This is a genomic window from Comamonas sp. Z3 (assembly GCF_008121565.1).
Lineage (GTDB): Bacteria > Pseudomonadota > Gammaproteobacteria > Burkholderiales > Burkholderiaceae_C > Comamonas > Comamonas brasiliensis.
The window spans coordinates 75,338-96,005 of sequence record NZ_VOQU01000010.1; the positions used below are offsets into that span (position 1 = coordinate 75,338).

Annotated in this window: 22 protein-coding genes; 7 read left to right on the top strand and 15 right to left on the bottom strand. The window is 62.6% G+C overall.

Features of this window, described 5'->3' with window-relative positions; all coding sequences use genetic code 11:
- Nucleotides 1-25: 25 nt before the first annotated feature.
- The 3 genes from FSY59_RS25070 to guaB form a co-directional block, all read right to left on the bottom strand.
- Nucleotides 26-466 (bottom strand): type II toxin-antitoxin system VapC family toxin, encoded by a 441-nt coding sequence (locus FSY59_RS25070; RefSeq protein WP_003054709.1) that lies wholly within the window; start codon nt 464-466, stop codon nt 26-28.
- Nucleotides 463-735 (bottom strand): type II toxin-antitoxin system Phd/YefM family antitoxin, encoded by a 273-nt coding sequence (locus tag FSY59_RS25075; RefSeq protein ID WP_003054710.1) that lies wholly within the window; start codon nt 733-735, stop codon nt 463-465. The genes FSY59_RS25070 and FSY59_RS25075 overlap by 4 nt, the downstream gene beginning before the upstream one ends.
- A gap of 97 nt (nt 736-832) precedes the next feature.
- Entirely contained in the window at nt 833-2,308 is a 1,476-nt protein-coding gene (gene guaB / locus FSY59_RS25080; protein ID WP_043373176.1) for an IMP dehydrogenase, read from the bottom strand.
- A 97-nt stretch (nt 2,309-2,405) separates the two neighbouring features.
- Between guaB and FSY59_RS25085 the strand changes: the two genes are divergently transcribed.
- Nucleotides 2,406-2,915 carry a DUF4124 domain-containing protein gene (locus tag FSY59_RS25085; protein WP_043373173.1) on the top strand — a complete coding sequence of 170 codons (510 nt, stop codon included), beginning with the start codon at nt 2,406-2,408 and terminating at the stop codon, nt 2,913-2,915.
- Between the two features lie 76 nt (nt 2,916-2,991).
- Here FSY59_RS25085 and FSY59_RS25090 read toward each other — a convergent pair whose 3' ends face one another.
- Together FSY59_RS25090 and FSY59_RS25095 are read right to left on the bottom strand one after the other, a co-directional pair.
- A complete protein-coding gene (locus FSY59_RS25090; protein WP_050874369.1) occupies nt 2,992-3,357 on the bottom strand; it encodes an RnfH family protein in 366 nt (121 codons plus the stop codon).
- Entirely contained in the window at nt 3,350-3,802 is a 453-nt protein-coding gene (locus FSY59_RS25095; RefSeq protein ID WP_003054722.1) for a type II toxin-antitoxin system RatA family toxin, read from the bottom strand. The genes FSY59_RS25090 and FSY59_RS25095 overlap by 8 nt, the downstream gene beginning before the upstream one ends.
- Before the next feature lie 159 nt (nt 3,803-3,961).
- On the opposite strand from FSY59_RS25095, the gene smpB reads away from it, so the two are divergent.
- Entirely contained in the window at nt 3,962-4,435 is a 474-nt protein-coding gene (gene smpB / locus FSY59_RS25100) for an SsrA-binding protein SmpB (RefSeq protein ID WP_003054725.1), read from the top strand.
- A 103-nt stretch (nt 4,436-4,538) separates the two neighbouring features.
- Entirely contained in the window at nt 4,539-4,937 is a 399-nt protein-coding gene (locus FSY59_RS25105) for a DUF4259 domain-containing protein (protein ID WP_003054727.1), read from the top strand.
- Nucleotides 4,938-4,995: 58 nt separating this feature from the next.
- On the opposite strand, the gene FSY59_RS25110 is transcribed toward FSY59_RS25105, so the two are convergent.
- A complete protein-coding gene (locus tag FSY59_RS25110; RefSeq protein WP_019042556.1) occupies nt 4,996-5,289 on the bottom strand; it encodes a hypothetical protein in 294 nt (97 codons plus the stop codon).
- Between the two features lie 210 nt (nt 5,290-5,499).
- Between FSY59_RS25110 and alaS the strand changes: the two genes are divergently transcribed.
- Nucleotides 5,500-8,124 carry an alanine--tRNA ligase gene (gene alaS, locus FSY59_RS25115; RefSeq protein ID WP_148729882.1) on the top strand — a complete coding sequence of 875 codons (2,625 nt, stop codon included), beginning with the start codon at nt 5,500-5,502 and terminating at the stop codon, nt 8,122-8,124.
- A gap of 230 nt (nt 8,125-8,354) precedes the next feature.
- Here alaS and trmB read toward each other — a convergent pair whose 3' ends face one another.
- From trmB to FSY59_RS25135, 4 genes are all read right to left on the bottom strand, one after another.
- On the bottom strand, nt 8,355-9,089 hold the full coding sequence (gene trmB, locus FSY59_RS25120) for a tRNA (guanosine(46)-N7)-methyltransferase TrmB (RefSeq protein WP_003054735.1): 735 nt from the start codon (nt 9,087-9,089) through the stop codon (nt 8,355-8,357).
- A gap of 29 nt (nt 9,090-9,118) precedes the next feature.
- Nucleotides 9,119-10,177, bottom strand: a complete 1,059-nt coding sequence (gluQRS, locus tag FSY59_RS25125; RefSeq protein WP_148729883.1) for a tRNA glutamyl-Q(34) synthetase GluQRS — start codon at nt 10,175-10,177, stop codon at nt 9,119-9,121.
- Nucleotides 10,178-10,219: 42 nt separating this feature from the next.
- Complete coding sequence (locus FSY59_RS25130) at nt 10,220-11,335, bottom strand: NAD(P)/FAD-dependent oxidoreductase (protein ID WP_003054741.1); 1,116 nt, start codon at nt 11,333-11,335, stop codon at nt 10,220-10,222.
- 134 nt (nt 11,336-11,469) lie between these two features.
- Nucleotides 11,470-12,408: a LysR family transcriptional regulator gene (locus tag FSY59_RS25135; protein WP_003054742.1), complete on the bottom strand. Its 939-nt coding sequence runs from the start codon at nt 12,406-12,408 to the stop codon at nt 11,470-11,472.
- Between the two features lie 121 nt (nt 12,409-12,529).
- On the opposite strand from FSY59_RS25135, the gene FSY59_RS25140 reads away from it, so the two are divergent.
- The 3 genes from FSY59_RS25140 to FSY59_RS25150 all read left to right on the top strand — a co-directional run bounded on the left by FSY59_RS25140 (nt 12,530) and on the right by FSY59_RS25150 (nt 14,438).
- Nucleotides 12,530-13,237: a pirin family protein gene (locus FSY59_RS25140; RefSeq protein ID WP_148729884.1), complete on the top strand. Its 708-nt coding sequence runs from the start codon at nt 12,530-12,532 to the stop codon at nt 13,235-13,237.
- Nucleotides 13,238-13,305: 68 nt separating this feature from the next.
- Entirely contained in the window at nt 13,306-13,713 is a 408-nt protein-coding gene (locus FSY59_RS25145; RefSeq protein WP_019042561.1) for a DoxX family protein, read from the top strand.
- Between the two features lie 170 nt (nt 13,714-13,883).
- Nucleotides 13,884-14,438: a flavodoxin family protein gene (locus FSY59_RS25150; RefSeq protein ID WP_003054748.1), complete on the top strand. Its 555-nt coding sequence runs from the start codon at nt 13,884-13,886 to the stop codon at nt 14,436-14,438.
- Between the two features lie 134 nt (nt 14,439-14,572).
- Here the strand turns inward: FSY59_RS25150 and FSY59_RS25155 are convergent, their stop codons facing one another.
- The 5 genes from FSY59_RS25155 to FSY59_RS25175 all read right to left on the bottom strand — a co-directional run bounded on the left by FSY59_RS25155 (nt 14,573) and on the right by FSY59_RS25175 (nt 20,623).
- Nucleotides 14,573-15,346 (bottom strand): sulfurtransferase, encoded by a 774-nt coding sequence (locus FSY59_RS25155; RefSeq protein WP_029158405.1) that lies wholly within the window; start codon nt 15,344-15,346, stop codon nt 14,573-14,575.
- A 52-nt stretch (nt 15,347-15,398) separates the two neighbouring features.
- The gene (locus FSY59_RS25160; protein ID WP_003054751.1) at nt 15,399-16,250 is read right to left on the bottom strand and encodes a MinD/ParA family protein; all 852 of its coding nucleotides are present in this window, start codon (nt 16,248-16,250) and stop codon (nt 15,399-15,401) included.
- Between the two features lie 4 nt (nt 16,251-16,254).
- A complete protein-coding gene (locus FSY59_RS25165) occupies nt 16,255-17,049 on the bottom strand; it encodes a GGDEF domain-containing protein (RefSeq protein ID WP_003054753.1) in 795 nt (264 codons plus the stop codon).
- Between the two features lie 43 nt (nt 17,050-17,092).
- Nucleotides 17,093-18,805 carry a SulP family inorganic anion transporter gene (locus FSY59_RS25170; RefSeq protein WP_148729912.1) on the bottom strand — a complete coding sequence of 571 codons (1,713 nt, stop codon included), beginning with the start codon at nt 18,803-18,805 and terminating at the stop codon, nt 17,093-17,095.
- 441 nt (nt 18,806-19,246) lie between these two features.
- Nucleotides 19,247-20,623 (bottom strand): DUF1329 domain-containing protein, encoded by a 1,377-nt coding sequence (locus FSY59_RS25175; RefSeq protein WP_003054757.1) that lies wholly within the window; start codon nt 20,621-20,623, stop codon nt 19,247-19,249.
- Nucleotides 20,624-20,668: the final 45 nt, after the last annotated feature.

Sequence of the window (20,668 nt, forward strand, 5' to 3'; positions counted from 1 at the left end):
AGGGCAAGAGGGTGGCAAAAAGGGATTAGAAATCTTCGGGAACCCAGACGGTGACGCCGCTTTTGCGGGCGGCTGCCATCTGGGCAGCGTCGAATGTGGCCAGCGGCAGGCGCAGCGATTGCGCCAGCCACAGGTAGGCGGCATCGTAAGTGGGCAAGCCCGTGTCCAGCGCCACATCCAGCACGGCCTTGTGTTGTGCAGGCGCCAGATCGTGCAGCTCCACGCGATGACGTATGGCTTCCAGCACGCCCCACAAGCCTTCGACCGAAGTCTGTGGAATACGGCCATTATTCACGCCCGACGCAATCAGGTTGCCGCATTCCCACTGCCAGAGGTTGGGGGCTTGGGGATCCACCTCATCGCGGCGGATGCGGGTGTACAGGCGCCGGGTGTGTTCGCTGGCGCTGTCGGGCAGCAGCCAGGCGGCGGTGACGGAGGCATCGAGCACAAAAGCGGTGGCGCTCATGCCTGACTCCGTCCGGTGTGGCGCAGGCCGGTGATGCTGTCAGAGGCGGTCGTTGCGGCTGCTGGCGCTTTCACCGTCTGCTGCAGAGCCGAGATCTGCTCCAGCTCGCGCGCAATCTGCTCATCGGTGATCACGGGCTTGCGGCGCATGGGCAACATGCGCACAACCTCTTTGCCGTGGCGCGTGATGCGCACTTCCTCGCCTTGCTCGACCATTTCGACCAGGGCGGAAAAGCGGCTTTTGGCTTCGTAGATACCGATAGATTGCATGGCGGAAAACAAAAAATCTGGCTAGAACCAGTAGTTCAGGCCAGATTTTAGCATTCTGACCAGATTTTTCAATCTGGTCAGAATTCAAGGGGCTTGCTTAGTCAGCGCGGTAGTTGGGCGCTTCCTTGGTGATCTGCACGTCGTGCACATGAGATTCGCGGATGCCGGCTGCGGTGATTTCCACAAACTCGGCCTTCTCGTTCATCTCGGAGATCGTTGCGCAACCACAGTAGCCCATGGAGGCGCGCACGCCGCCGGCCATCTGATAGACGATGGAGACCATGGAGCCCTTGTAGGGCACGCGGCCTTCAATGCCTTCGGGAACCAGCTTGTCCGCATTGGGGTTGCCGGTGGACGATTCCTGGAAGTAGCGGTCGGCCGAGCCTTGCTGCATGGCACCGATGGAGCCCATGCCGCGATAGCTCTTGTACGAGCGGCCCTGGTACAGAATCACCTCGCCGGGAGCTTCTTCGGTGCCGGCAAACATGCCGCCCATCATGATGGTGGAGGCACCTGCGGCCAGGGCCTTGGAGATGTCGCCGGAGAAGCGGATGCCGCCGTCGCCGATCAAGGGCACGCCAGTGCCCTTCAGGGCGTCGGCCACATTGGAGATGGCCATGATCTGGGGCACGCCCACACCTGCCACGATACGGGTGGTGCAGATGGAGCCGGGGCCGATACCGACCTTGACCGCGTCAGCGCCGGCTTCCACCAGTGCCAGAGCGGCAGCACCGGTGGCGATATTGCCGCCGATCACGTCCACCTGGGGGTAGTTCTGCTTGACCCAGCGCACGCGGTCGATCACGCCCTTGGAGTGACCGTGGGCCGTGTCCACCACGATGGCGTCCACGCCGGCCTTGACCAGCAGTTCCACACGCTCTTCGGTGCCTGCGCCCACGCCGACGGCGGCAGCCACGCGCAGGCGGCCGGATGCGTCACGCGCTGCATTGGGGAAGGTGGTTTGCTTGGTGATGTCCTTGACGGTGATCAGACCCTTGAGTTCGAAGGCGTCGTTCACCACCAGAATACGTTCGAGCTTGTGCTTGTTCAGCAAGGCCTTGGCTTCGGCGGGGCTGGTGCCGTCTTTTTCATTGACGGTAATCAGCTTCTCGCGGGGCGTCATGATCTGGCTGACCTTGACGTCGTAGCGGGTCTCGAAGCGCAGATCGCGGCTGGTCACGATGCCGATGACCTTGCCGCCGTCGCACACGGGGAAGCCCGAAATGCCGCGCTCTTCCGACAGCTGCAGCACTTGCAGCACGGTGTGCTCGGGGGTGATGACCACAGGGTCGTGGACCACACCGGATTCGTGGCGCTTGACCTTGGACACTTCAGCGGCTTGCTGCTCGGCTGTCATGTTCTTGTGGATCACGCCGATACCGCCTTCTTGCGCAATGGCGATGGCCAGACGCGCTTCGGTCACCGTGTCCATGGCGGCAGACACCAGGGGCAGGTTCAAGCGGATATTGCGAGTGAATTGGGTGGCGAGAGAAACGTCCTTGGGCAGGACTTCGGAGTAGGCGGGAACGAGCAGGACGTCGTCAAAGGTCAGTGCTTTTCCGAGAAGGCGCATGTGATGGCTCCAAAAGAAAGATTGTACCTGTGACTTGCCGCACAATGTGGGCTCGTGACCCAGAATCCCCAACGCCTGTCCAAGACTTATTGACTCCATGCACGCCATCAAGTTCGCATTGTTCGCAGCCATAGCCTGTTGCACGGTACCCGCAATTGCCCAGTGGCAATGGATAGATGGTCAGGGGCGCAAGGTGTTCAGCGACCGGGCGCCGCCTGCGGATATCCCTGCTAAGAATATCTTGCGCAGCCCCGGTGGCGCAAAGCCTGCGGCGCTTGTGGCCGTGCCTGAAGCCGGTGCAGCTGCTGCCAAGCCTTCAGCAGACAAGGGCGTAGACAAGGGGCTGGAAGAGCAGAAGCGCAAGCAGCAGGAGCAGGATGCAGCCAAGGTCCAGGCCGACAAGCTGCAAAAGGAAAAGCAGCGCCAGGACAACTGCAACCGCGCCAAGCAGGCCAGGGCAACCCTGGCCTCGGGCCGCATGCTCTCGCATGTGAATGCCAACGGCGAGCGCGGCTTCATGGACGAGGCTACGCGCGATGCCGAGATCAAGCGAGCCGATGCCGTGATCGCTTCCGATTGCGGACCCATGGCAGAGCCGGCGCAATAGTCGCCGGGGTCTTCGCCGGAATCTCGATAAAAAAGCGCCGTCAGAAGGCGCTTTTTTGAGTCCTGCTGGCTGCTCGCTAGTAGCCCGCCTTGGCTCCGTCTCTCTGGCGTTTGAAAAGTCCGGCGCTGCGAGCGCCCTGGCGGGCAAAGCGTTCGCGTCGGGCAACCTTGGGGTCTACGGTCAGCGGTCGATAGATCTCGAGACGATCGCCATGCTTGAGAACCTGGCCCGGATTCGCGACCTTGCCCCAGATACCGACCATGCCGGCCGAGGCTTCGGGCACTTGCACATCCGGCAATGCTGCTGTGGAAGCGGTCACTGCGTCCAGCGCTTGCTGGACGGTGCTGCCTGCGGGAAGCTGCCACAAGGTTTCCTGCACGGTACCGGAGCAGGGCGACATGCAGACCGTGATGTCGATCAGCGTGGGGGGCGCGTCAGCCATAGATCTGCTCGGCGCGTTTGATGAAGGCATCCACCATGGAGCCTGCGATGCGGTCAAATACCGGGCCGATGATGGCGGCTACGGCACCGTTTTCGAAGCCGTAGTCGAGCTGCAGCTCGACCTTGCAGGCGCGCTGCGTGCCGTCGCCTACAGGATGAAAGCGCCAGTGGCCTTCAAGACGCGAGAAAGGTCCCTTGACCAGGCGCATGCTGACCTGCTTGCCGCCGTTGTCCATGGTACTGTTCGTGTTGCGCGTCACGAAAGACTTGCGCAGTCCGCTGAACGCAATTCCCACCTCGGCAGTCATGCCGGTGGCGTCCTGCTCCAGAATCTTGGCATGATCGCACCAGGGCAGAAAGTCGGCATAGTGGGCCACATCCGTCACGAGGGCAAACATTTCTTCGGGGCTGTACCAGATCAGGACGGACTTGTTGACGTTTTTCATGAACAAAGAGCAATCAGCACGGCGCAAGAGCAGGGAATTGGCCAGGGCCAATCAACCCAGGGGCGCGATGCGAAACTAAAATCATCGCTCAGAGGCGAGACGGCAATCCGGTATTGTAGGGAGAGCTTTCATCTCCGGTCCGCCTGCAACTAATATTCCATGGCCAAGAAACCAGAAACATCGTCGCGCATTGCCGACAATAAAAAAGCAGCTTTCAACTATTTCTTCGAGGAGCGCCACGAGGCCGGCATGGTGCTGCACGGCTGGGAGGTCAAGGCCTTGCGCAGCGGCAAGGTGCAACTCACCGATGGCTATGTGCTGATCAAGGACGGCGAGCTGTTCCTGCTGGGCTGCCAGATCAACCCGCTAAAGACCGCTTCCACCCACGTCAATCCCGACTCGGCGCGGATCAAGAAGCTGCTCTTGAAAAAGGACGAGATCAAGCGCCTTGTCGGCAAGGTCGAGCAAAAGGGCTACACCCTGGTGCCCATCAATCTGCACTGGAAAAACGGTTACGTGAAATGCGAGATTGCCCTGGCCAAGGGCAAGGCCGAGCATGACAAACGCGACGTGATCAAGGACCGCGAAGGCAAGCGCGAGGTGGAGCGTGCGATGAAAAACCGCAACCGTTGACCTGCCGCGCCTGGATCGACTGCCCGGATTGACACAGTTCTGACATCAAGGCCTGCTATGTTGGGCCTTGCTTTACTGACATATCGCAGCAAGGAGTTTGGTCATGGGCACTTGGTCGCACGGCAATTTCGATAACGACACCGCCTTGGACTGGCTGGCCGATATCACGGGCCAGCTCATCGATGAAATTGCCGAGGCCCTGGACTCGCCCGAGGCCTTGCAGGCGGGCGAGTCCGAGTCCGATCTGGTTCCCTGCCGGATCGAGCTGCTGTGCGCCATGGCCGAGGGCGGCATGCATCCGCTGTGGCCGGATCTGCAGACGCTGGAGCAATGGAAAGCCACTTATCTGCAGGCCTGGGATCAGAGCATCGACGAACTGGAGCCGGAAGAGGGCTACAAGCAGGACCGTCGCGTTGCAATCATCGAGACCTTCGATCGCATGATCGCTCTGGCCGCTGCAGAAGAGGAAGAGGGCGCGGGCGAAGACTGGGGCGAAGAGTAAGTCTCTCGGCGACGCAGGACGCATGCTCGGGGCCCGGGCTTGCCCCGTCGCAACTGCTTCAGGGGTTTTCGCCGTAGCGGGTTTTGAAGTCGAACTCCAGGCGTTCGCAGTCCTGAGGGGTTTTGAACTCCTGGGTCTTGCGTTCGGCCTCGGGCTTGGCTGTCTGCTTCCAGCAGATCTTGATGGTTTCGGCTTCCGTCCAGCGCTGCTTGCTTAGCGGATCGTCCATGAACTGGCCGATGAGCATGAGCGCGCCAAAGATGATCACGGGCAGGGCGATGAGCCAGACCACCAGGCGGTTTTTGGCAGGGGCATCGGGTTTGGAAGTCTCGGTTCTGGGTGTGTCGCTCATAGTGGTTGCCGATTATCCGCAAGCCGATGAGGAAGACATTAATGCAACGCATGAAAATTCATGATCGCTGTTATCGGCACAAGGCCGCGCGGGTATGTAGCCGCAAACCTATAATGTTCGGCTGATTTGCCTGTCTGCGCAGCTCCTGAAAAAGCAGCGCCGGGCCGTACTGATCGCAGGCGTCATGCAGGCGTCTTCATACCAAACACCATGAGTACACCCACTTTTTCCGTTGCGGACATCCGCAAGACGTTCCTGGATTTCTACGCTTCCAAGGGCCACACGGTTGTCGCGTCCAGCTCGCTGGTTCCCGGCAACGATCCGACGCTGATGTTCACCAACTCCGGCATGGTGCAGTTCAAGGATGTGTTCCTGGGCACGGACAAGCGTCCCTATAACCGTGCAACATCGGTGCAGGCCTGCCTGCGCGCCGGCGGCAAGCACAACGACCTGGAAAACGTGGGTTACACCGCGCGCCACCACACGTTCTTCGAAATGCTGGGCAACTGGTCCTTCGGCGACTACTTCAAGAAGGAGTCCATCGAGTGGGGCTGGGAGCTGCTGACCAAGGTCTTCGGCCTGCCCGCCGAGAAGCTGCTGGCCACGGTCTATCACGAAGACGACGAAGCCTATGACATCTGGAAGAACGTCATCGGCCTGCCTGCCGAGCGCATCATCCGCATCGGCGACAACAAGGGCGGCAAGTACAAGAGCGACAACTTCTGGATGATGGCCGACACCGGCCCCTGCGGCCCCTGCTCGGAAATCTTCTACGACCACGGCGAGCACATTGCCGGCGGCCCTCCCGGCTCGCCTGAAGAAGACGGCGATCGCTTCATCGAGATCTGGAACCACGTGTTCATGCAGTTCGACATGAAGGAAGACGGCTCCGTGGTCAAGCTGCCTGCACCCTGCGTGGACACCGGCATGGGCCTGGAGCGCCTGGCTGCCATCCTGCAGCATGTGCACAGCAACTACGAGATCGACCTGTTCCAGGCATTGATCAAGGCTGCCGGCCGCGAAACCCACATCGAAGATCTGAGCACTCCTTCGCTGAAGGTGATTGCCGACCATATCCGCGCGACCTCCTTCCTGGTGTCCGACGGCGTTATTCCTTCCAACGAAGGTCGTGGCTATGTGCAGCGCCGCATCATCCGCCGCGCCATCCGTCACGGCTACAAGCTGGGCCAGAAGACTCCCTTCTTCCACAAGCTGGTGGCCGACCTGGTGGTGCAGATGGGCGATGCCTATCCCAAGCTCAAGGAGCAGCAAGCGCATATCACCAGCGTGCTCAAGGCCGAGGAAGAGCGTTTCTTCGAGACCCTGGCCAACGGCATGGAAATCCTGGACAGCGCGCTGGCCGGCGACGTCAAGGTGCTGCCCGGCGATGTGGCCTTCAAGCTGCATGACACCTACGGCTTCCCGCTGGACCTGTCCAACGACGTGGCGCGCGAGCGTGGCGTGACGGTGGACGAGGCGGGTTTCAACGCCGCCATGCAGCACCAGAAGGAAACTGCCCGCGCAGCCGGCAAGTTCAAGATGGACCGCGCGCTGGAGTACACCGGACAGGGCAACACCTTCGTGGGTTACGACAAGCTGGCGGAATCTGCAAAAATCGTAGCGCTTTACGCTGACGGTGTATCTGTTTCCGAGCTGAAGGCTGGTCAAAACGGCGTGGTTGTTCTGGACACCACTCCTTTTTATGCAGAATCCGGCGGCCAGGTCGGCGACCAGGGCGTGATTGCCGCGGGCGGCAACCGCTTTGCCGTGGAAGACACGCTCAAGATCAAGGCCGATGTATTCGGCCACCACGGCGTGCTGGAAGCCGGCAGCCTGAAGGTGGGCGATGCCGTTGAAGCACAGGTAGATACCGCCGTGCGCGCTGCGACCATGCGCAACCACTCGGTCACACACATCATGCACAAGGCCTTGCGCGAAGTGCTGGGCGGCCATGTGCAGCAAAAGGGCTCGCTGGTCAATGCCGAGCGTACCCGCTTCGACTTTGCACACAACGCCCCGGTGACGGCCGAGCAGATCCGCGAGATCGAAGCCCGCGTCAATGCCGAGGTGCTGGCCAACACCCCCACCGATGCGCGCGTGATGGATATCGAATCGGCTCAGAAGACCGGCGCGATGATGCTGTTCGGCGAGAAGTACGGCGAAACCGTGCGCGTGCTGGACATCGGCTCCAGCCGCGAGCTGTGCGGCGGCACTCACGTCAGCCGTACCGGCGACATCGGCCTGTTCAAGGTGGTGGGCGAATCCGGCGTGGCCGCTGGCGTGCGCCGTATCGAAGGCATTACCGGCGAGAACGCGCTGGCCTATCTGCAGTCGCTGGAGTCCACCGTGGACCAGGCTGCGGCCGCTTTCAAGGCCCCTGCAGCCGAGCTGACCAACCGCATCGGCGGTGCGCTGGATCAGATCAAGGCACTGGAAAAGGAAATCGCTGCGCTCAAGGGCAAGCTGGCATCCAGCCAGGGCGACGAGCTGGCCACGCAGGCCGCAGACGTCAATGGCGTCAAGGTGCTGGCAGCCAAGCTCGAAGGAGCGGACGCCAAGACCTTGCGTGACACCATGGACAAGCTCAAGGACAAGCTGGGCGCGGCCGTGATCGTGCTGGCTGCCGTGGATGGCGACAAGGTGCAACTGGCCGCAGGCGTGACCAAGGCCGAGACTGCCAAGGTCAAGGCCGGCGAGCTGGTGAACTTTGTGGCCCAGCAAGTGGGCGGCAAGGGCGGTGGCAAGGCCGATATGGCCATGGCCGGCGGCACCGACGCCGCAGCCGTGCCCGCAGCGCTGGCCAGCGTGCAGGCCTGGGTGGCCGAGCGCCTCTGAGCTGAGCGCCTGTAAGGCGAGCACCAAAAGGCAGTCCAGGCTGCCTTGCCCCAAAACAAAACGCTCCTCGATGAGGAGCGTTTTTTATTGTTGGAGCGAACCCTTGGAAACTGGCATAACCCAAGTCGGAGACACCGAGGAAGGGCCGCCCCGCACCGAGGGTGTCGTCCCCCTTTCCTTAGCGCGAAGCGCGTAGAGAAAAGGGGGAAGGCGCAAAGCGCCTCAGGGGGTTACTTCTTCCTGAACACCAGGTCCCAGACGCCATGACCGAGGCGGAGGCCGCGGTTTTCGAATTTGGTCAGTGGGCGGTAGTCGGGCTTTTCGGCGTAGTTCTCAGCCGTGTTCTGCAGCATGGGTTCTGCGTTCAGCACTTCCAGAATCTGCACCGCATAGGGCTCCCAGTCGGTAGCGCAGTGGATATAGCCACCGGGCTTGATGCGAGCGGCCAGCTTGGCGATCAGGGGGCTCTGGATCAGTCGGCGCTTGTTGTGCTTTTTCTTGTGCCAGGGATCGGGGAAGAAGATGTGCACGCCGTCGATCGAGGCTTCGGGCAGCATGTTGTCGATGACTTCCACGGCATCGTGCTGCAGGATGCGGATGTTCTCGATCTCCTGCTCGCCAATGCGCTTGAGCAGCGCGCCCACGCCGGGCTCGTGCACTTCGCAGCACAGGAAATTGTCGTCGGGGCGCACACGGGCGATATGGGCCGTGGCTTCACCCATGCCGAAGCCGATCTCCAGAATCAGCTTGCCGTCGCGACCGTAGGCGGCTGCGGCGTCCAGCGGGGCCTTCTGGTATTGCAGCAGAAAGCGCGGACCCAGCTCCTCGAAAGCCTTGGCCTGGCCCGTGGTGGTGCGGCCGGCGCGGCGCACATAGCTTTTGATGGTCTTGGGATAGGCCACGCCTTCGGGCGCCTGGCCTTGGGATGCTGCGGATGCGTCAGCGGCTGGCACGTTTTCGGCCATATCGGTAGTAGGTGTTGGAATAGAAGAAGTCACGGGGCGATATTGTAGGTTTGGCGCCAGCATTGAAGCCAGAAGTCCAGCGCCAAAGGCAAGGCGCTTGCGGGGCTTTCGTTGCTGCCAGTAGTGGCCGCAGGCGCTTGTGGCAGGCCCAGCTGCTGCGCTGCAGCAGACAGCACGCTCAGTGGCTGGCTGACATCCACGGCGGGTGCGCCATGCTGTTTGGAGAGCTTTTCTCCGCTTTCCATGCAAACCAGCGGCGTGTGCAGATAGCGCGGCCGAGGCAGGCCCAGGGCGCGTTGCAGCACGAGCTGGCGCGGAGTGTTGTCTGCCAGGTCTTCGCCGCGCACCACGTCGGTGATGCCTTGCTCGGCGTCGTCAACGACCACGGCCAGCTGGTAGGCCCAGAGCCCGTCCGCCCGGCGCAGCACAAAGTCGCCCACACTGGTGATCAGGTTTTGCTGCTGCGGGCCCAGACGCCGGTCCTGCCAGTGCAGCACAGGGCGCACGCTTTCCAGGTAAGCTTGCCTTATCGCTATGCTTTGCGTAGCTGCTTGCGCTTGTTGGGCAGGAGTGCTGGGTTGATTCTCTTGTAGTTCATGTACCTGCTGCTCCAGCGCAAAGCGCCAGGCCCTGGCGGGCTTGCCTTGCAGGCCATGGCGGCAGGTGCCGGGGTAGGGGCGCTCCACATGCCGCTCGTGAGTCAACCCCTTTGCCTGCCAGGCGGCTTCGATGTCCTTGCGCGTGCAGCCGCAGGCGTAGGCCATGTTTTGCGCCTGAAGCTGCCGCAGCGCTTTTTCATATAGAGCATGGCGCTGCGACTGCCATACCACGGGGAGATCGGAGTGCAGGCCACAGGCGGCCAGCTGGCGCAGGATTTCCTGGTCGGCGCCAGGCTGGCAGCGTGGCGGATCGATGTCTTCGATGCGAATCAGCCAGCGGCCTTGGTGAGCGCGTGCATCCAGCCAGCTGGCCAGTGCCGCGACCAGGGAGCCCGCATGCAGCGGTCCGGTGGGAGAGGGGGCAAAACGCCCGATGTATGGCCCCGCACTGGGGGCGCTGGTGAAGGGACGGGAGAGGGCCGCAGTCATGAGGGACGCCATCTTACGCCCCTTGCCCTGTGCGCAGCAGGCTCAGGCCAGAGCCAGGCCCATTTCGAGCCCCGAGACAAAAGCATCTTCCACGCGCAGACCTATGCACCAGTCGCCGCACAGGCCCAGACCTACCGAGGGATCGTGGCTGAAGGGCCTGCCCAGGGGCGCCAGAGTCTGGGCATGCTGCCAAAGGTAGACGCTGGCATGGCGCGGTGCGACGCGGATGCCCGTGATCTCGCCAAAGGCTTTTTGCAGCTTGGAGAGCACACGCGTGGCGTCGTCATGGCGGTGCTCGTTGGACCAGAGCGGGTTGGCATGAATCGTCCAGCGCTCGGTCTGGGCGCGGCCGGGCTTGGAAGACTCTCGGGCCACCCAGGCAACGCGCTCATGCGTGCTGCGCGCCGCATTCCACTGCGGGCCCAGCGTGGTCAGGCCGGCCTGAGCCGCCATGGGGTAGGACAGCGTCATGGCCCAGCAGGGGGCCATTTCCACGGGGGCCAGGGTCTTGGCCAGGGCCGCACCCTGCGGCGCGGTCTGCAGCAGTTGCGCTGCCACGGGCGCCGGCACCGCCAGCACCACAGCGTCGAAGTCGGCGGCAATCTGCGGGCCGTGGTCCTCGGTGTCCAGCATCAGCGACCATTGATGGCGGCTGTGGTGGCTGCCACTGGCAATGTGGTGGCTCATGGCGCGCAAGGACTGCCCCAGATGCAGGCGTCCGGCCTCCCACAGCGGAGCGGCCCAGGCCAGGGGCAGGGACTGCATGTCTGGCATGCCGACCCAGTGGGTCTCGCGCACCGGTGCGTGCTTGTCGACTCTGCGGCCCTGGGCATTGCGGGTCTGCACGCTGTTCAGACTCCAGGCACGCAGACTGCCGGGCGTGGTGTCAAGCGCCTGCTTGAAGCGTGGGTCGCGCACGGTGAAGAACTGGGCGCCGATGTCAAAACTGCCATAGGGGCCGCTGACCGAGCGCATGCGCCCGCCAGCCTGGGTCAGACGCTCATAGACATGAACGTCGTGTCCGGCCTGCATCAGCGTGCGGGCGCAGGCCAGGCCTGCAATACCTGCACCGATGACGGCAATGCGCTTGGCACCGGGATGCAGGGAGGGGGAAGAAGCAGAGGCAGTTGCGGACGCGCGAGTGCGGGAAGCATTCATGAAAAAGCCTTTTCGACACCGTTTGAGTTCTAGCGTAGCCAGCTATCCAAAAGATAGCAAGTGCTGCTTTTGCTGAATTGTTGCAGCGCAACTCACTCTACACCTCCCGGATGTCGGCTGTGAGCTGACGCAGCTTATTGGCGGTGATGGTTTTCCATGAGCGCCTTGCGCGTGGCAGGACTTTCGAGCTGCGTCAGCCACCATTGCAGCGCGCGCCCGGGCGTCCGGTGGGCCGGGCCGGGCCAGGCGTAGTGCAGACGCAGATTGCGGCTGGCGCGCCGTACCTGCCTTGTGACCAGCAGGCCGGCGTCCAGATAGGCCTGCACCATGCCGCGCGGCAGAAAGCCTGCGCCAATGCCACGTATCTGTGCTTCCAGCTTGGCCTGCATGCTGTCCACGGTGAGCACGTCCTGGCCGTTGACCAGGCCGAAGCTGGTGTTGCTGCGCACGCCAGAGTCGGCCACCGCCACCATGCGGTGCTGCAGCAGCAGCTCGTCGGACAGCGGCTCGTCGAGCCTGGCCAGCGGATGGTGCGGCGCGACGGCGAAGACGAAATCCATCTCCCCGATCTCGCGCGTCTGCAGCTCCGATACATTGCTGGTGTTGACCGCCACGCCAATGGCCAGATCGGCCTGACCGCTGGTCAGCACTTCCAGCGTCCCGTTGAGAATGCCGTCGCGCAGCTTGAGTGTGGTGGGCGGGGTCAGCGCATAAAAGGCTTCGACCAGCTCGAAGACGGGCGTACGGGCGACGGCGCCGTCGATGACGATGGTCAACTGCGGCTCCCAGCCCGTGGCCACGCGCTTGACGCGGTGCGCCACGGCGTCGATCTCCTGCAGCAGCCGGGCACCCTCGTGCAGCAAGGCCTGGCCGGCTTCCGTGGCCTGGGCGTGGCGCGAGCTGCGGTCAAACAGCAGTACGTCGAGCGCATCTTCTATCTGGCGTACGCGGTAGGTCAGCGCACTGGGCACCAGACCGAGGGAGCGTGCCGCAGCGGCAAAGCTGCCGGTTTCGGCTATGGCCTGCAGCATGGCCAGGCTGTCGGGGGTAAGCACATCGCGGGAGCTGGGCATGGTGGGATCGAGTATTCAAACAGTTTGAATGATGCCATCAACGCCGTTCAGCCACAGCCTTGCAGCCGACTTCTACAGTAGAGCCGATAGAGACAGTCACTTGAGCGAAAGGAAGCACACCATGATGACTCTGCGCAAATCCCAGGAACGCGGCTACGCCGACCACGGCTGGCTCAAGTCCTATCACAGCTTTTCGTTTGCCGATTACTACGACCCGCGCCACATGGGGTTTGGCAATCTGCGCGTGATCAACGAAGACCGCATCGCGCCGGGCACGGGCTTCGGCGCCCACGGCCACCGCGATATGGAAATCATCAGCTATGTGCTCGAAGGCGCGCTCTCGCACAAGGACAGCATGGGCAATGAAACCCCCATCCTGCCCGGCGAAGTGCAGCGTATGAGCGCCGGCTCGGGTGTGGTGCACAGCGAGCAGAACTATGCCCAGGACCAGACCACGCATTTTCTGCAGATCTGGCTGCTGCCGGCGCGCACCGGCATTGAGCCCGGCTATGCGCAAAAGACCTTCAGCGAGCCGCAAAAGCGCGGCCGCCTGTGCCTGGTGGCCTCGCCGGATGGAGCCGAGGGGTCGGTGAGCATGAATGCCGATGCGCGCTTGTTCGCCGGCCTGTTCGACGTCGGGGAGGCTGCGGATGTGCCCCTGCCAGCCGGTCGCAAGACCTATGTGCACCTGGTGCGCGGCGAGCTGGACGTGAATGGACAAAAGCTGACAAGCGGCGACGCTGCACTTATTGAAAATGAGGAGCGCCTGCGCCTTGCAAATGGGCGGGCTGCGGAAGTTCTGGTGTTTGATCTGGAGCCTTGGGTCTGACGATTTCAAGGGTTGTGATGATGGATATGAGCCAACGCGACCCTTGGTCGCCATGACGGGAGTTTTCAATGTTGAATCAATTCAGAAATCCTCTGGACCTGCTGGGGCGGGTGCTGATCGCCCTGCTGTTCCTGCCGGCGGGCCTCCAGAAAATCAGTGGCTTTGCCGGCACGGTGGGTTATGCCGCATCGGTGGGCATGCCCATGCCCCAGGTCGCCGTGGCGGTGGGCCTGGTGATCGAGATCCTCGGCGGTCTGGCCATCCTGCTGGGCTGGCATACGCGCTGGGCGGCCCTGATCCTGGGTTTTTTCACCCTCGTCGCCAGCTTTTTCTTCCATAACTTCTGGGGCGTGGCCGCCGAAGCCGCCATGATGCAGCAGCTGCTGTTCTGGAAGAACATCGCCGTGGTCGGTGGTCTGCTTGGCTACGCCGCCCATGGGGCAGGCGCCTGGAGCATGGACGGTCGCAAGAGCTGATTCAGGCCGCCGCTTCGCCCGAAGGCGTGCGGGCAGCCAAGGCTTTGATAAGCTAGCGTGCTCTCGCAAGACAAGGCCCGCCGGGTGTCAATCCGGCGGGCCTTTATTTGGCAAAGAAACAGGATGGCGGCGCGGATGGCCGCGCCGACACAAGCAAGAAAGAAGAAATCATGAGCACTATCGTTGTGGTCTACCACTCCGGCTACGGCCATACCCAGCGCATGGCGCAGTCGGTGGCGCAGGGCGCGGGCGCGCAGCTGCTGGCCATCGATGCCGACGGCAATCTGCCAGACGGCGGCTGGGAGCAGCTGGCCGCGGCCGATGCCATCGTCTTTGGCGCTCCCACCTATATGGCGGCACCGAGCTGGCAGTTCAAGAAGTTTGCCGACGCCTCGTCCAAGGCCTGGTTTGCCCAGGCCTGGAAGGACAAGCTGTTCGCCGGCTTCAGCAACAGCGCCAGTGTGCAGGGCGACAAGCAGGCAACGCTCGACTATTTCTACCACCTGGCCATGCAGCATGGCGGCGTCTGGGTGGGTCTGGGCCTGCTGCCTTCGAACACCAAGGCCGCGCAGCGCAATGATGTGAACTGGATGGGCAGCTTCAGCGGCGCCATGGCGCAGTCGCCCTCGGATGCATCGGCCGGCGAGATGGCCGCTGGCGATCTGGAGACCGCACGCCAGTTCGGCGAGCGCGTGGCCAGCGCTGCAGCACGCTGGGCAAGATAAGCAGCCTCGATCTGCTATTGAATAAGAAGCGGCTATCGCTTTTCTATCTTGGATTTCAGATTGATTTGTATCTGAAATCCTTTGATGGCAAGCGCTAGCCGCTCTTTTTTTGAGAGTCGCCCAGACAGGCCGGCTTATTCCATCAGATGCTTTTTGATGGGGCGGGGGTGAACCAGCTCGGTACGCGACAGATCGGTGCCCAGCGAGTCGCGGCCGTCAAAGACAAAGCAGCCGCCGTCGTAGAACTTGCCGTCGGTTTCCTCGAAGTACTTGAGGATGCCGCCTTCGAGCTGATAGACGTTCTCGATGCCTTCGTCCTGCATCAGGATGGCGGCCTTTTCACAGCGGATGCCGCCCGTGCAGTAGCTGACCACGGTCTTGCCGGCGAATTCATCCTTGTGCTGGCGCAGTGCCGGCGGGAATTCGGTGAACTTGCTCAGTCGCCAGTCGATCGTGCCTGCAAACGCGCCTTCGTCCACTTCGTAGTCGTTGCGCGTGTCCAGTGTCACCACCTCGCGGCCCTCGTCGTCATGGCCTTGCTCCAGCCAGCGGCGCAGCGTGACCGGGCTGACCGAAGGCGCCCGGCCATGGGCGGGGCGAATGGCGGGATGATCCATGCGGATGATCTCGCTCTTGACCTTGACCAGCATTTTGCGAAAAGGCACGGTCTCGGACCAGCTTTCCTTGGGAGTCAGGTCGGCAAAACGCGGGTCTTGCTTCAGCTGCTCGACAAAGCCGCGTACGGCATCGGCAGGGCCGGCCAGGAAAAAGTTGATGCCTTCCTCGGCCAGCAGCACCGTGCCCTTGAGGCTCAGGGCATGGGCGCGCTCCAGCAGCGTCTGGCGCAGCTGTTCGGCATCAGGCAGGGGCGTGAATTTGTAGCAGGAGATGTTGAGTATGTCGGCCACGTCGATATCCGGGGGGGCGGCCGCGCGGCTGCTGCATCGACGGTGATGCAGCTCAGACCGGGGCCGTCAGCTCTGCCTTGATTTTATTGGACAGCTGTGCCACTGCGAGGGATGCGGGTGCTCCGGGCATGGCCTGCAGCAGCAGCTGTCGGCGCATCACGGCTTCGCGCACGGCGGAGTCGACCGGAATATCGCCCCAGTGGGTCAGCTGCAGCGGCTGGCCGGAATCGGTGGTCACGAAGCGGTTGAGTACCTGCTGCAGCTGGCCCGTGATGGCGCGGCCATCGCCAGGGCGTTGCGCCTGGTTGATGACCAGACGGATCTGCTGGCGCTTTTGCTGCAGGGCCAGCACCTTGATGGCTGCATAGGCGTCGGTCAGCGAGGTGGGCTCGGGCGTGGCCACGACCAGCACCTCGGTGGCCAGAGAGACGGAGAACAGCACCACGTCGGAGATGCCGGCGCCGGTGTCGAGCAGGATGATGTCGTAGCGCGGGCGCAGCAACTCCACCGTGCGCATGAACTGGGAGCGAATCTCGGGCGTCAGGCGTGAATACTCGATCATGCCCGAGCCGGCCAGCAGCACGGAGTAGCCGCCCGGCGTGGTCAGAATCGCATCTTCCAGCGTGGAGCGGCCCGTGAACACATCGTGCAGCGTGACCTTGGGATAGAGGTTGAGCACCACGTCCAGATTGGCCAGGCCCAGATCGGCGTCCAGTACCAGCACGTTGAAGCCATGACGCGTCAGAGCCGCAGCCAGATTGGCAGAGACAAAAGTCTTGCCGACACCGCCTTTGCCGCTGGTGACGGCAATGATGTGGGCCTGCTTGGTGCGGCCAGGCGCCCGCAGGGCATCTTCCATGGATATATGAGCGGGCAAAGTAGGGTGAGGGGCCAAGGTGTCCATCGTCTCAAGGCGTTATGACCTGGCTTGCGGCGTCGGTGTTTACGTCTGGTGCTGTGTTGTCGGAAACATTTTCGTCTAAAGAGGCAGCATGCAAAGGGCTGAAAAGCAGGCTTTTTTCCTCGGCACTCACCGTACTGTCGGGCGGTTCCTCGACGCAGACGCAGTTGCGGCCTGCCGATTTGGCCAGATAGAGCTGGCGATCGGCACGCTCGGTCCACAGTTGCGCCGTGCTGCGAATCCATTGCTGGGCATAGACCCCGCCGATACTCACGGTGACCTTCAGCATCTGACCCGAGGACACCGCAATGGAGTTGTCTTCGATGGCCTGGCGCAGGCGCTCGGCGACCGCACGGCCCTGATGCGCGGGGCAGACCGGCAGCACTATGGCGAATTCCTCGCCACCGAAGCGCGCCAGCGTGTCCATGGGGCGAATGATTTCCGACAGCGTCTGTGCCACCGATTGCAGCACCATGTCGCCGGCGATATGCCCGTGCTCGTCGTTGATCTGCTTGAAGTGGTCGATGTCCAGCATCAGCAGCAGGGCGGTCTCGCCCGAGCGGGCCACGCGGTCGATTTCGCGCTCGATCACGGAGCGGAAATGGCGGCGGTTGGCCAGTCCCGTGAGAGGGTCGCGCAATGACAGAGCGCACAAGCCATCAATCAGGGCTTGCAGGTAATGGGTGGGAGTGTCGGTGGGCAGACGGATATCGCCACCGCCCGCGCGAGTCACCAGATTGTGTGCGGTGGCAAGGCGCAGATCGCGCAGGAACACGGATTGATGGGGGGCGGATGAGGTCACGACAAGCTATCAATGGTGGCCGTCAGTGTAGCAGCGACCCTTATCATTTTGTGGGTGTAGGCTTTTCGTCAGCGTTGACAGGGCGCGGTTCTGTGGGGAAATTGCCAAGCGTTCGCAGAAAGTCGGCATCCGTGCGGTAGAGCCTGATGGGGCTGCCGCTCTGGTGCAGCAGGCCGGCACGCTCCAGCCGTTGCTCGGCAGGCAATTTCAGCCCCACCACATGCAGCAGGCCACCGCGCAGGGCAACCATGCGCTCCAGGCGGGCAAAGGTCTCGACGCCGGTGATGTCGATGCTGTTGATGGACTGCATCAGTAACGCCAGGTCTTTGGCCTGAGGCGTCTGCTGCAGTGCGTCGGCCGCGTAGCGCTCAAGGGCCGTGGCCGTGGCGAAGTCCAGGTCTGCGTCCATGCGCAGGGCCACCACATTGGGCGCCAGGGCGGGCAACTGCCAGAGCTGGCGGCTGCGCAGGCTGCCGTCGGGATGCTCGCCGATCTCGATGATGCGCGGGTGCAGGTGGTGATAGAGGTAGTAAGCCTGGCTGAGCATGATGCCCGCAAACACCCCCCAGTACATGCGCGGGGCGGTGACGATGGTCAGCACCAGTGTGGCGACGCTGATGCTGGCTTCCACCTTGGAGACCCTGAACAGCTTGAGGATCGCGCTGGGCTTGACCAGGTTGAGCACGGCAGTGATCACGATGGCTGCCAGCGTGGCCTGAGGCACATGGTAGAGCCAGGGAATGAACCAGAGCACGACCACCACCACCAGCAAAATGGAAAAGACATTCGCATAGCCGGTCTTGGCACCGGCGAGCAGATTGACCGCCGAGCGTGAGAACGAGGCGCTGGTGGCAAAGCTGCCGAACAGGCCGGCGCTGATCTTGGACAGGCCCTGGGCAATCAGATCCTGGTTCTCGTTCCAGCGTGTGCCGGCCTGCTGATGCTCGACCTGGGCGCTGGAGGCCGTCTCCAGAAAGCTGACCAGGGAGATGACCAGCACCGGCATGACCAGGGCGCCGAACTGTTCCCAGTCCAGCATACCGGGCCATTGGAAGCTGGGCAGTCCCGCAGGCAGGTGGCCGATCACGGAGCCGCCCGCATCGGCAAAACCCGTGATCCAGCTGATGAAGCCGCTCAGGCCGATGATGAAAATGGCAGAGGGAAAGGCAGGACGCCATTTCTTGGCCAGCATCAGAAGAGCCATGCTGACCAGGCCGTAGGCGATGGACTGGATGCTGAACAGGTAGATGGACGGCGAGTGCCAGACGGTGGACCAGTCAGCACGCATGCCCAGCAGGGTGGGCAGCTGCGAGGCCAGGATCAGCAGGGCCGCTGCCTGGGTGAAACCTGCCAGTACGGGGGAGGTGACCAGGTTGAGCAGCCAGCCTGCGCGCACCACGCCCAGACTCCATTGCACCAGGCCGGAAAGAATCGCCATCCATGCCGCAAGCACCACCCATTGGGCCGAGCCCGGTTCGGCCATGCCGGTCAGGGAGGCGCCGATCAGCAAGGCGCTCAGCGCCGTCGGCCCCACGCCGAGCCGTGGCGAGGGGCTGAAGAGAATGGCCACCGCGGCCGGAATGATGGAGGCGTAGATGCCGGTGATCAGTGGCATGCCGGCCAGTGCCGCGTAAGCCACGCCCTGGGGCAGCAGCATCAGGCCCACGGTCAGGCCGGCCCAGAATTCGCCGCGCAGCAGGCCGAAAGTAGGTTTGGGCCAATCGAGAAAGGGCAGCCATCGGGCCAGGGATTGCATGGAAGTCATGATTGCGGCGAACTAAACCGTCTGCAAGCTTAGTCTGGCTTTGTTGTGCAGAGATTAAAACAGGGCGAGGCTGCGACCTGGGTCGAGGGGGGGACTCGGGACGTGTTGTCCGAACCGGGCCCGCATGGCATCGATGGCGGCAAGGGTGTCGGCGGATGGCCGATGAATCCGGACTTTGCCAGGTGACCGGGTGGGGCGCTGGCTGCTTGTGAATGATGCTCACGTTGAAATCGACTCGAAGACAGAAAAACGGCGTCAGCCGCCATGGTTTTCAATGCCGGCGCCGTGTTTCATCCTAGCACGCTGCCCGGGCCTATGCGGGGGGGCGTGTCAGTTTCGGGCGCTGGAGCAGCCATAAAAAAAGAGAGGCTCATGGCCTCTCCTTGCCCCCTTTGGTGCGGTGCGTGCGGTGGCTGAGCCACCTGTCGTCTATCAGTTGCCCAGATTGCGGATCGCTTCGGGGGTGTACTGGCTGGGCTTGAGGTTGTCCTTGCCCAGGATCGGCGCCTTGGGGCGCTCCTGGACCAGATTCATGCTCACATAGGAGCCGGCATTCAGGTCGTAGTAGAACGATGTGCCTGCATGCCATTTCCTGATGTCGTAGGCATAGTAGTAATTGATCTCGGCGTGCTGCCACAGCTGGCCGCGTGCATCGTAGAAGTCGCCCGAGACGGCGTGGCCGGTATCTTCGTCGATGAACATCACGCGCTTGGAGTACAGGTGGCGAAAGCCCGGCTTGAGCTTGCCCTCCAGCACCCAGACACGGCGCAGCTCATAGCGGGTGTAGGCCGGGTTGGGGTGGCCGGGCTTGAGCAGATCGGCGTACTTCAGCGGCTGGTTGATGCGAAAGGTATTGGCAGGAACGAACATTTCGCGCTTGCCGTGCATGGTCCACTCATAGCGCTCGGAGCCACCGTTGAACAGGCGCTCGGAGTCGATGGTCGCCTTGCCGCTGGTGCCCGGGGAGGGTTGGTCATAGCCGAACTCGGGCAGCTGGCGCACGCGGCGGGTGCCGGGGTCGTAGTTCCAGGCCAGGCGCTTGTCCGTGCCGAAGTTCATGGGCTCGATGGACAGGATCACGCCGCCTTTTTCGCGCTCGGGCAGGATGGAGAAGTTGGTCACATAGGCGTACTTGCCTTCGTTGGGCTTGCCCAGGTTTTCCTTGGAGTCATAGCGGCTGAGCTGGATGTAGCTGGTGCGGCCCCAGGCGATATCACCGCCTGCGCCCACCAGTGCCATGTCGCGTTCCACCTCTTCGGTGCTGGCGCGGCTGGGCATGAGGTTGTTCCAGAGCAGCTCCACGCCGCTCTTCGGAATGGGGAAGGGAAGGGCGCCCATATAGCCCTTGACGCCGTTGCCGTCGTTGGTGATTTCGGCTTCCTGAGCGTTGCGCTTGGCGACGGCGCAGATATCGTCGTCATAGCGGAAGTCGCGGTGGCCCGGATAGACGGGAATGCGCATGCTGGCAGGGAATTTGCCAAGCAGCGCCTTCTGGCCTTCACTGAGCTTGTCGCCGTACTGCGCCATATTGGCGGCCGTGATTTCGAACAGCGGCTTCTCGTGGGCATAGATATCGGGCTGGAACTGTCCCACGGACCTGGTGAACTTGACGCCGGGCGGCACACCCAGGATCTTGCCCGTGAAGGGCGGAATGCTGCCGTCGGCATTGCCGGCCCTGATGGCGCCCGTGCAGGTCAGCTCCTTGCCCAGCTTGTCGGCCTCGGCGGCGGGAACCTTGGCACAGGCTGCACCTGCGCTCAGCAAACCCATGCACAGCAGCAGCGCCATATTCATCGTCTTGTTTTTCATTGCTCTCCTCCCTGGTGAAAACCATGCAGGCTCTTGCCTGCGAGC

What these genes read in the sequence shown, in the direction of transcription:
- FSY59_RS25075 (WP_003054710.1), bottom strand. Translation starts at nt 735, where the DNA reads ATGCAATCTATCGGTATCTACGAAGCCAAAAGCCGCTTTTCCGCCCTG.
- FSY59_RS25135 (WP_003054742.1), bottom strand. Translation starts at nt 12,408, where the DNA reads ATGCCCAGCTCCCGCGATGTGCTTACCCCCGACAGCCTGGCCATGCTG.
- FSY59_RS25110 (WP_019042556.1), bottom strand. Translation starts at nt 5,289, where the DNA reads ATGAGCGACACACCCAGAACCGAGACTTCCAAACCCGATGCCCCTGCC.
- FSY59_RS25130 (WP_003054741.1), bottom strand. Translation starts at nt 11,335, where the DNA reads ATGAATGCTTCCCGCACTCGCGCGTCCGCAACTGCCTCTGCTTCTTCC.
- FSY59_RS25145 (WP_019042561.1), top strand. Translation starts at nt 13,306, where the DNA reads ATGTTGAATCAATTCAGAAATCCTCTGGACCTGCTGGGGCGGGTGCTG.
- smpB (WP_003054725.1), top strand. Translation starts at nt 3,962, where the DNA reads ATGGCCAAGAAACCAGAAACATCGTCGCGCATTGCCGACAATAAAAAA.
- FSY59_RS25090 (WP_050874369.1), bottom strand. Translation starts at nt 3,357, where the DNA reads ATGGCTGACGCGCCCCCCACGCTGATCGACATCACGGTCTGCATGTCG.
- FSY59_RS25160 (WP_003054751.1), bottom strand. Translation starts at nt 16,250, where the DNA reads ATGGACACCTTGGCCCCTCACCCTACTTTGCCCGCTCATATATCCATG.
- FSY59_RS25070 (WP_003054709.1), bottom strand. Translation starts at nt 466, where the DNA reads ATGAGCGCCACCGCTTTTGTGCTCGATGCCTCCGTCACCGCCGCCTGG.
- FSY59_RS25105 (WP_003054727.1), top strand. Translation starts at nt 4,539, where the DNA reads ATGGGCACTTGGTCGCACGGCAATTTCGATAACGACACCGCCTTGGAC.
- FSY59_RS25085 (WP_043373173.1), top strand. Translation starts at nt 2,406, where the DNA reads ATGCACGCCATCAAGTTCGCATTGTTCGCAGCCATAGCCTGTTGCACG.
- FSY59_RS25095 (WP_003054722.1), bottom strand. Translation starts at nt 3,802, where the DNA reads ATGAAAAACGTCAACAAGTCCGTCCTGATCTGGTACAGCCCCGAAGAA.
- FSY59_RS25150 (WP_003054748.1), top strand. Translation starts at nt 13,884, where the DNA reads ATGAGCACTATCGTTGTGGTCTACCACTCCGGCTACGGCCATACCCAG.
- alaS (WP_148729882.1), top strand. Translation starts at nt 5,500, where the DNA reads ATGAGTACACCCACTTTTTCCGTTGCGGACATCCGCAAGACGTTCCTG.
- trmB (WP_003054735.1), bottom strand. Translation starts at nt 9,089, where the DNA reads ATGGCCGAAAACGTGCCAGCCGCTGACGCATCCGCAGCATCCCAAGGC.
- guaB (WP_043373176.1), bottom strand. Translation starts at nt 2,308, where the DNA reads ATGCGCCTTCTCGGAAAAGCACTGACCTTTGACGACGTCCTGCTCGTT.
- FSY59_RS25140 (WP_148729884.1), top strand. Translation starts at nt 12,530, where the DNA reads ATGATGACTCTGCGCAAATCCCAGGAACGCGGCTACGCCGACCACGGC.
- FSY59_RS25170 (WP_148729912.1), bottom strand. Translation starts at nt 18,805, where the DNA reads ATGCAATCCCTGGCCCGATGGCTGCCCTTTCTCGATTGGCCCAAACCT.
- gluQRS (WP_148729883.1), bottom strand. Translation starts at nt 10,177, where the DNA reads ATGACTGCGGCCCTCTCCCGTCCCTTCACCAGCGCCCCCAGTGCGGGG.
- FSY59_RS25175 (WP_003054757.1), bottom strand. Translation starts at nt 20,623, where the DNA reads ATGAAAAACAAGACGATGAATATGGCGCTGCTGCTGTGCATGGGTTTG.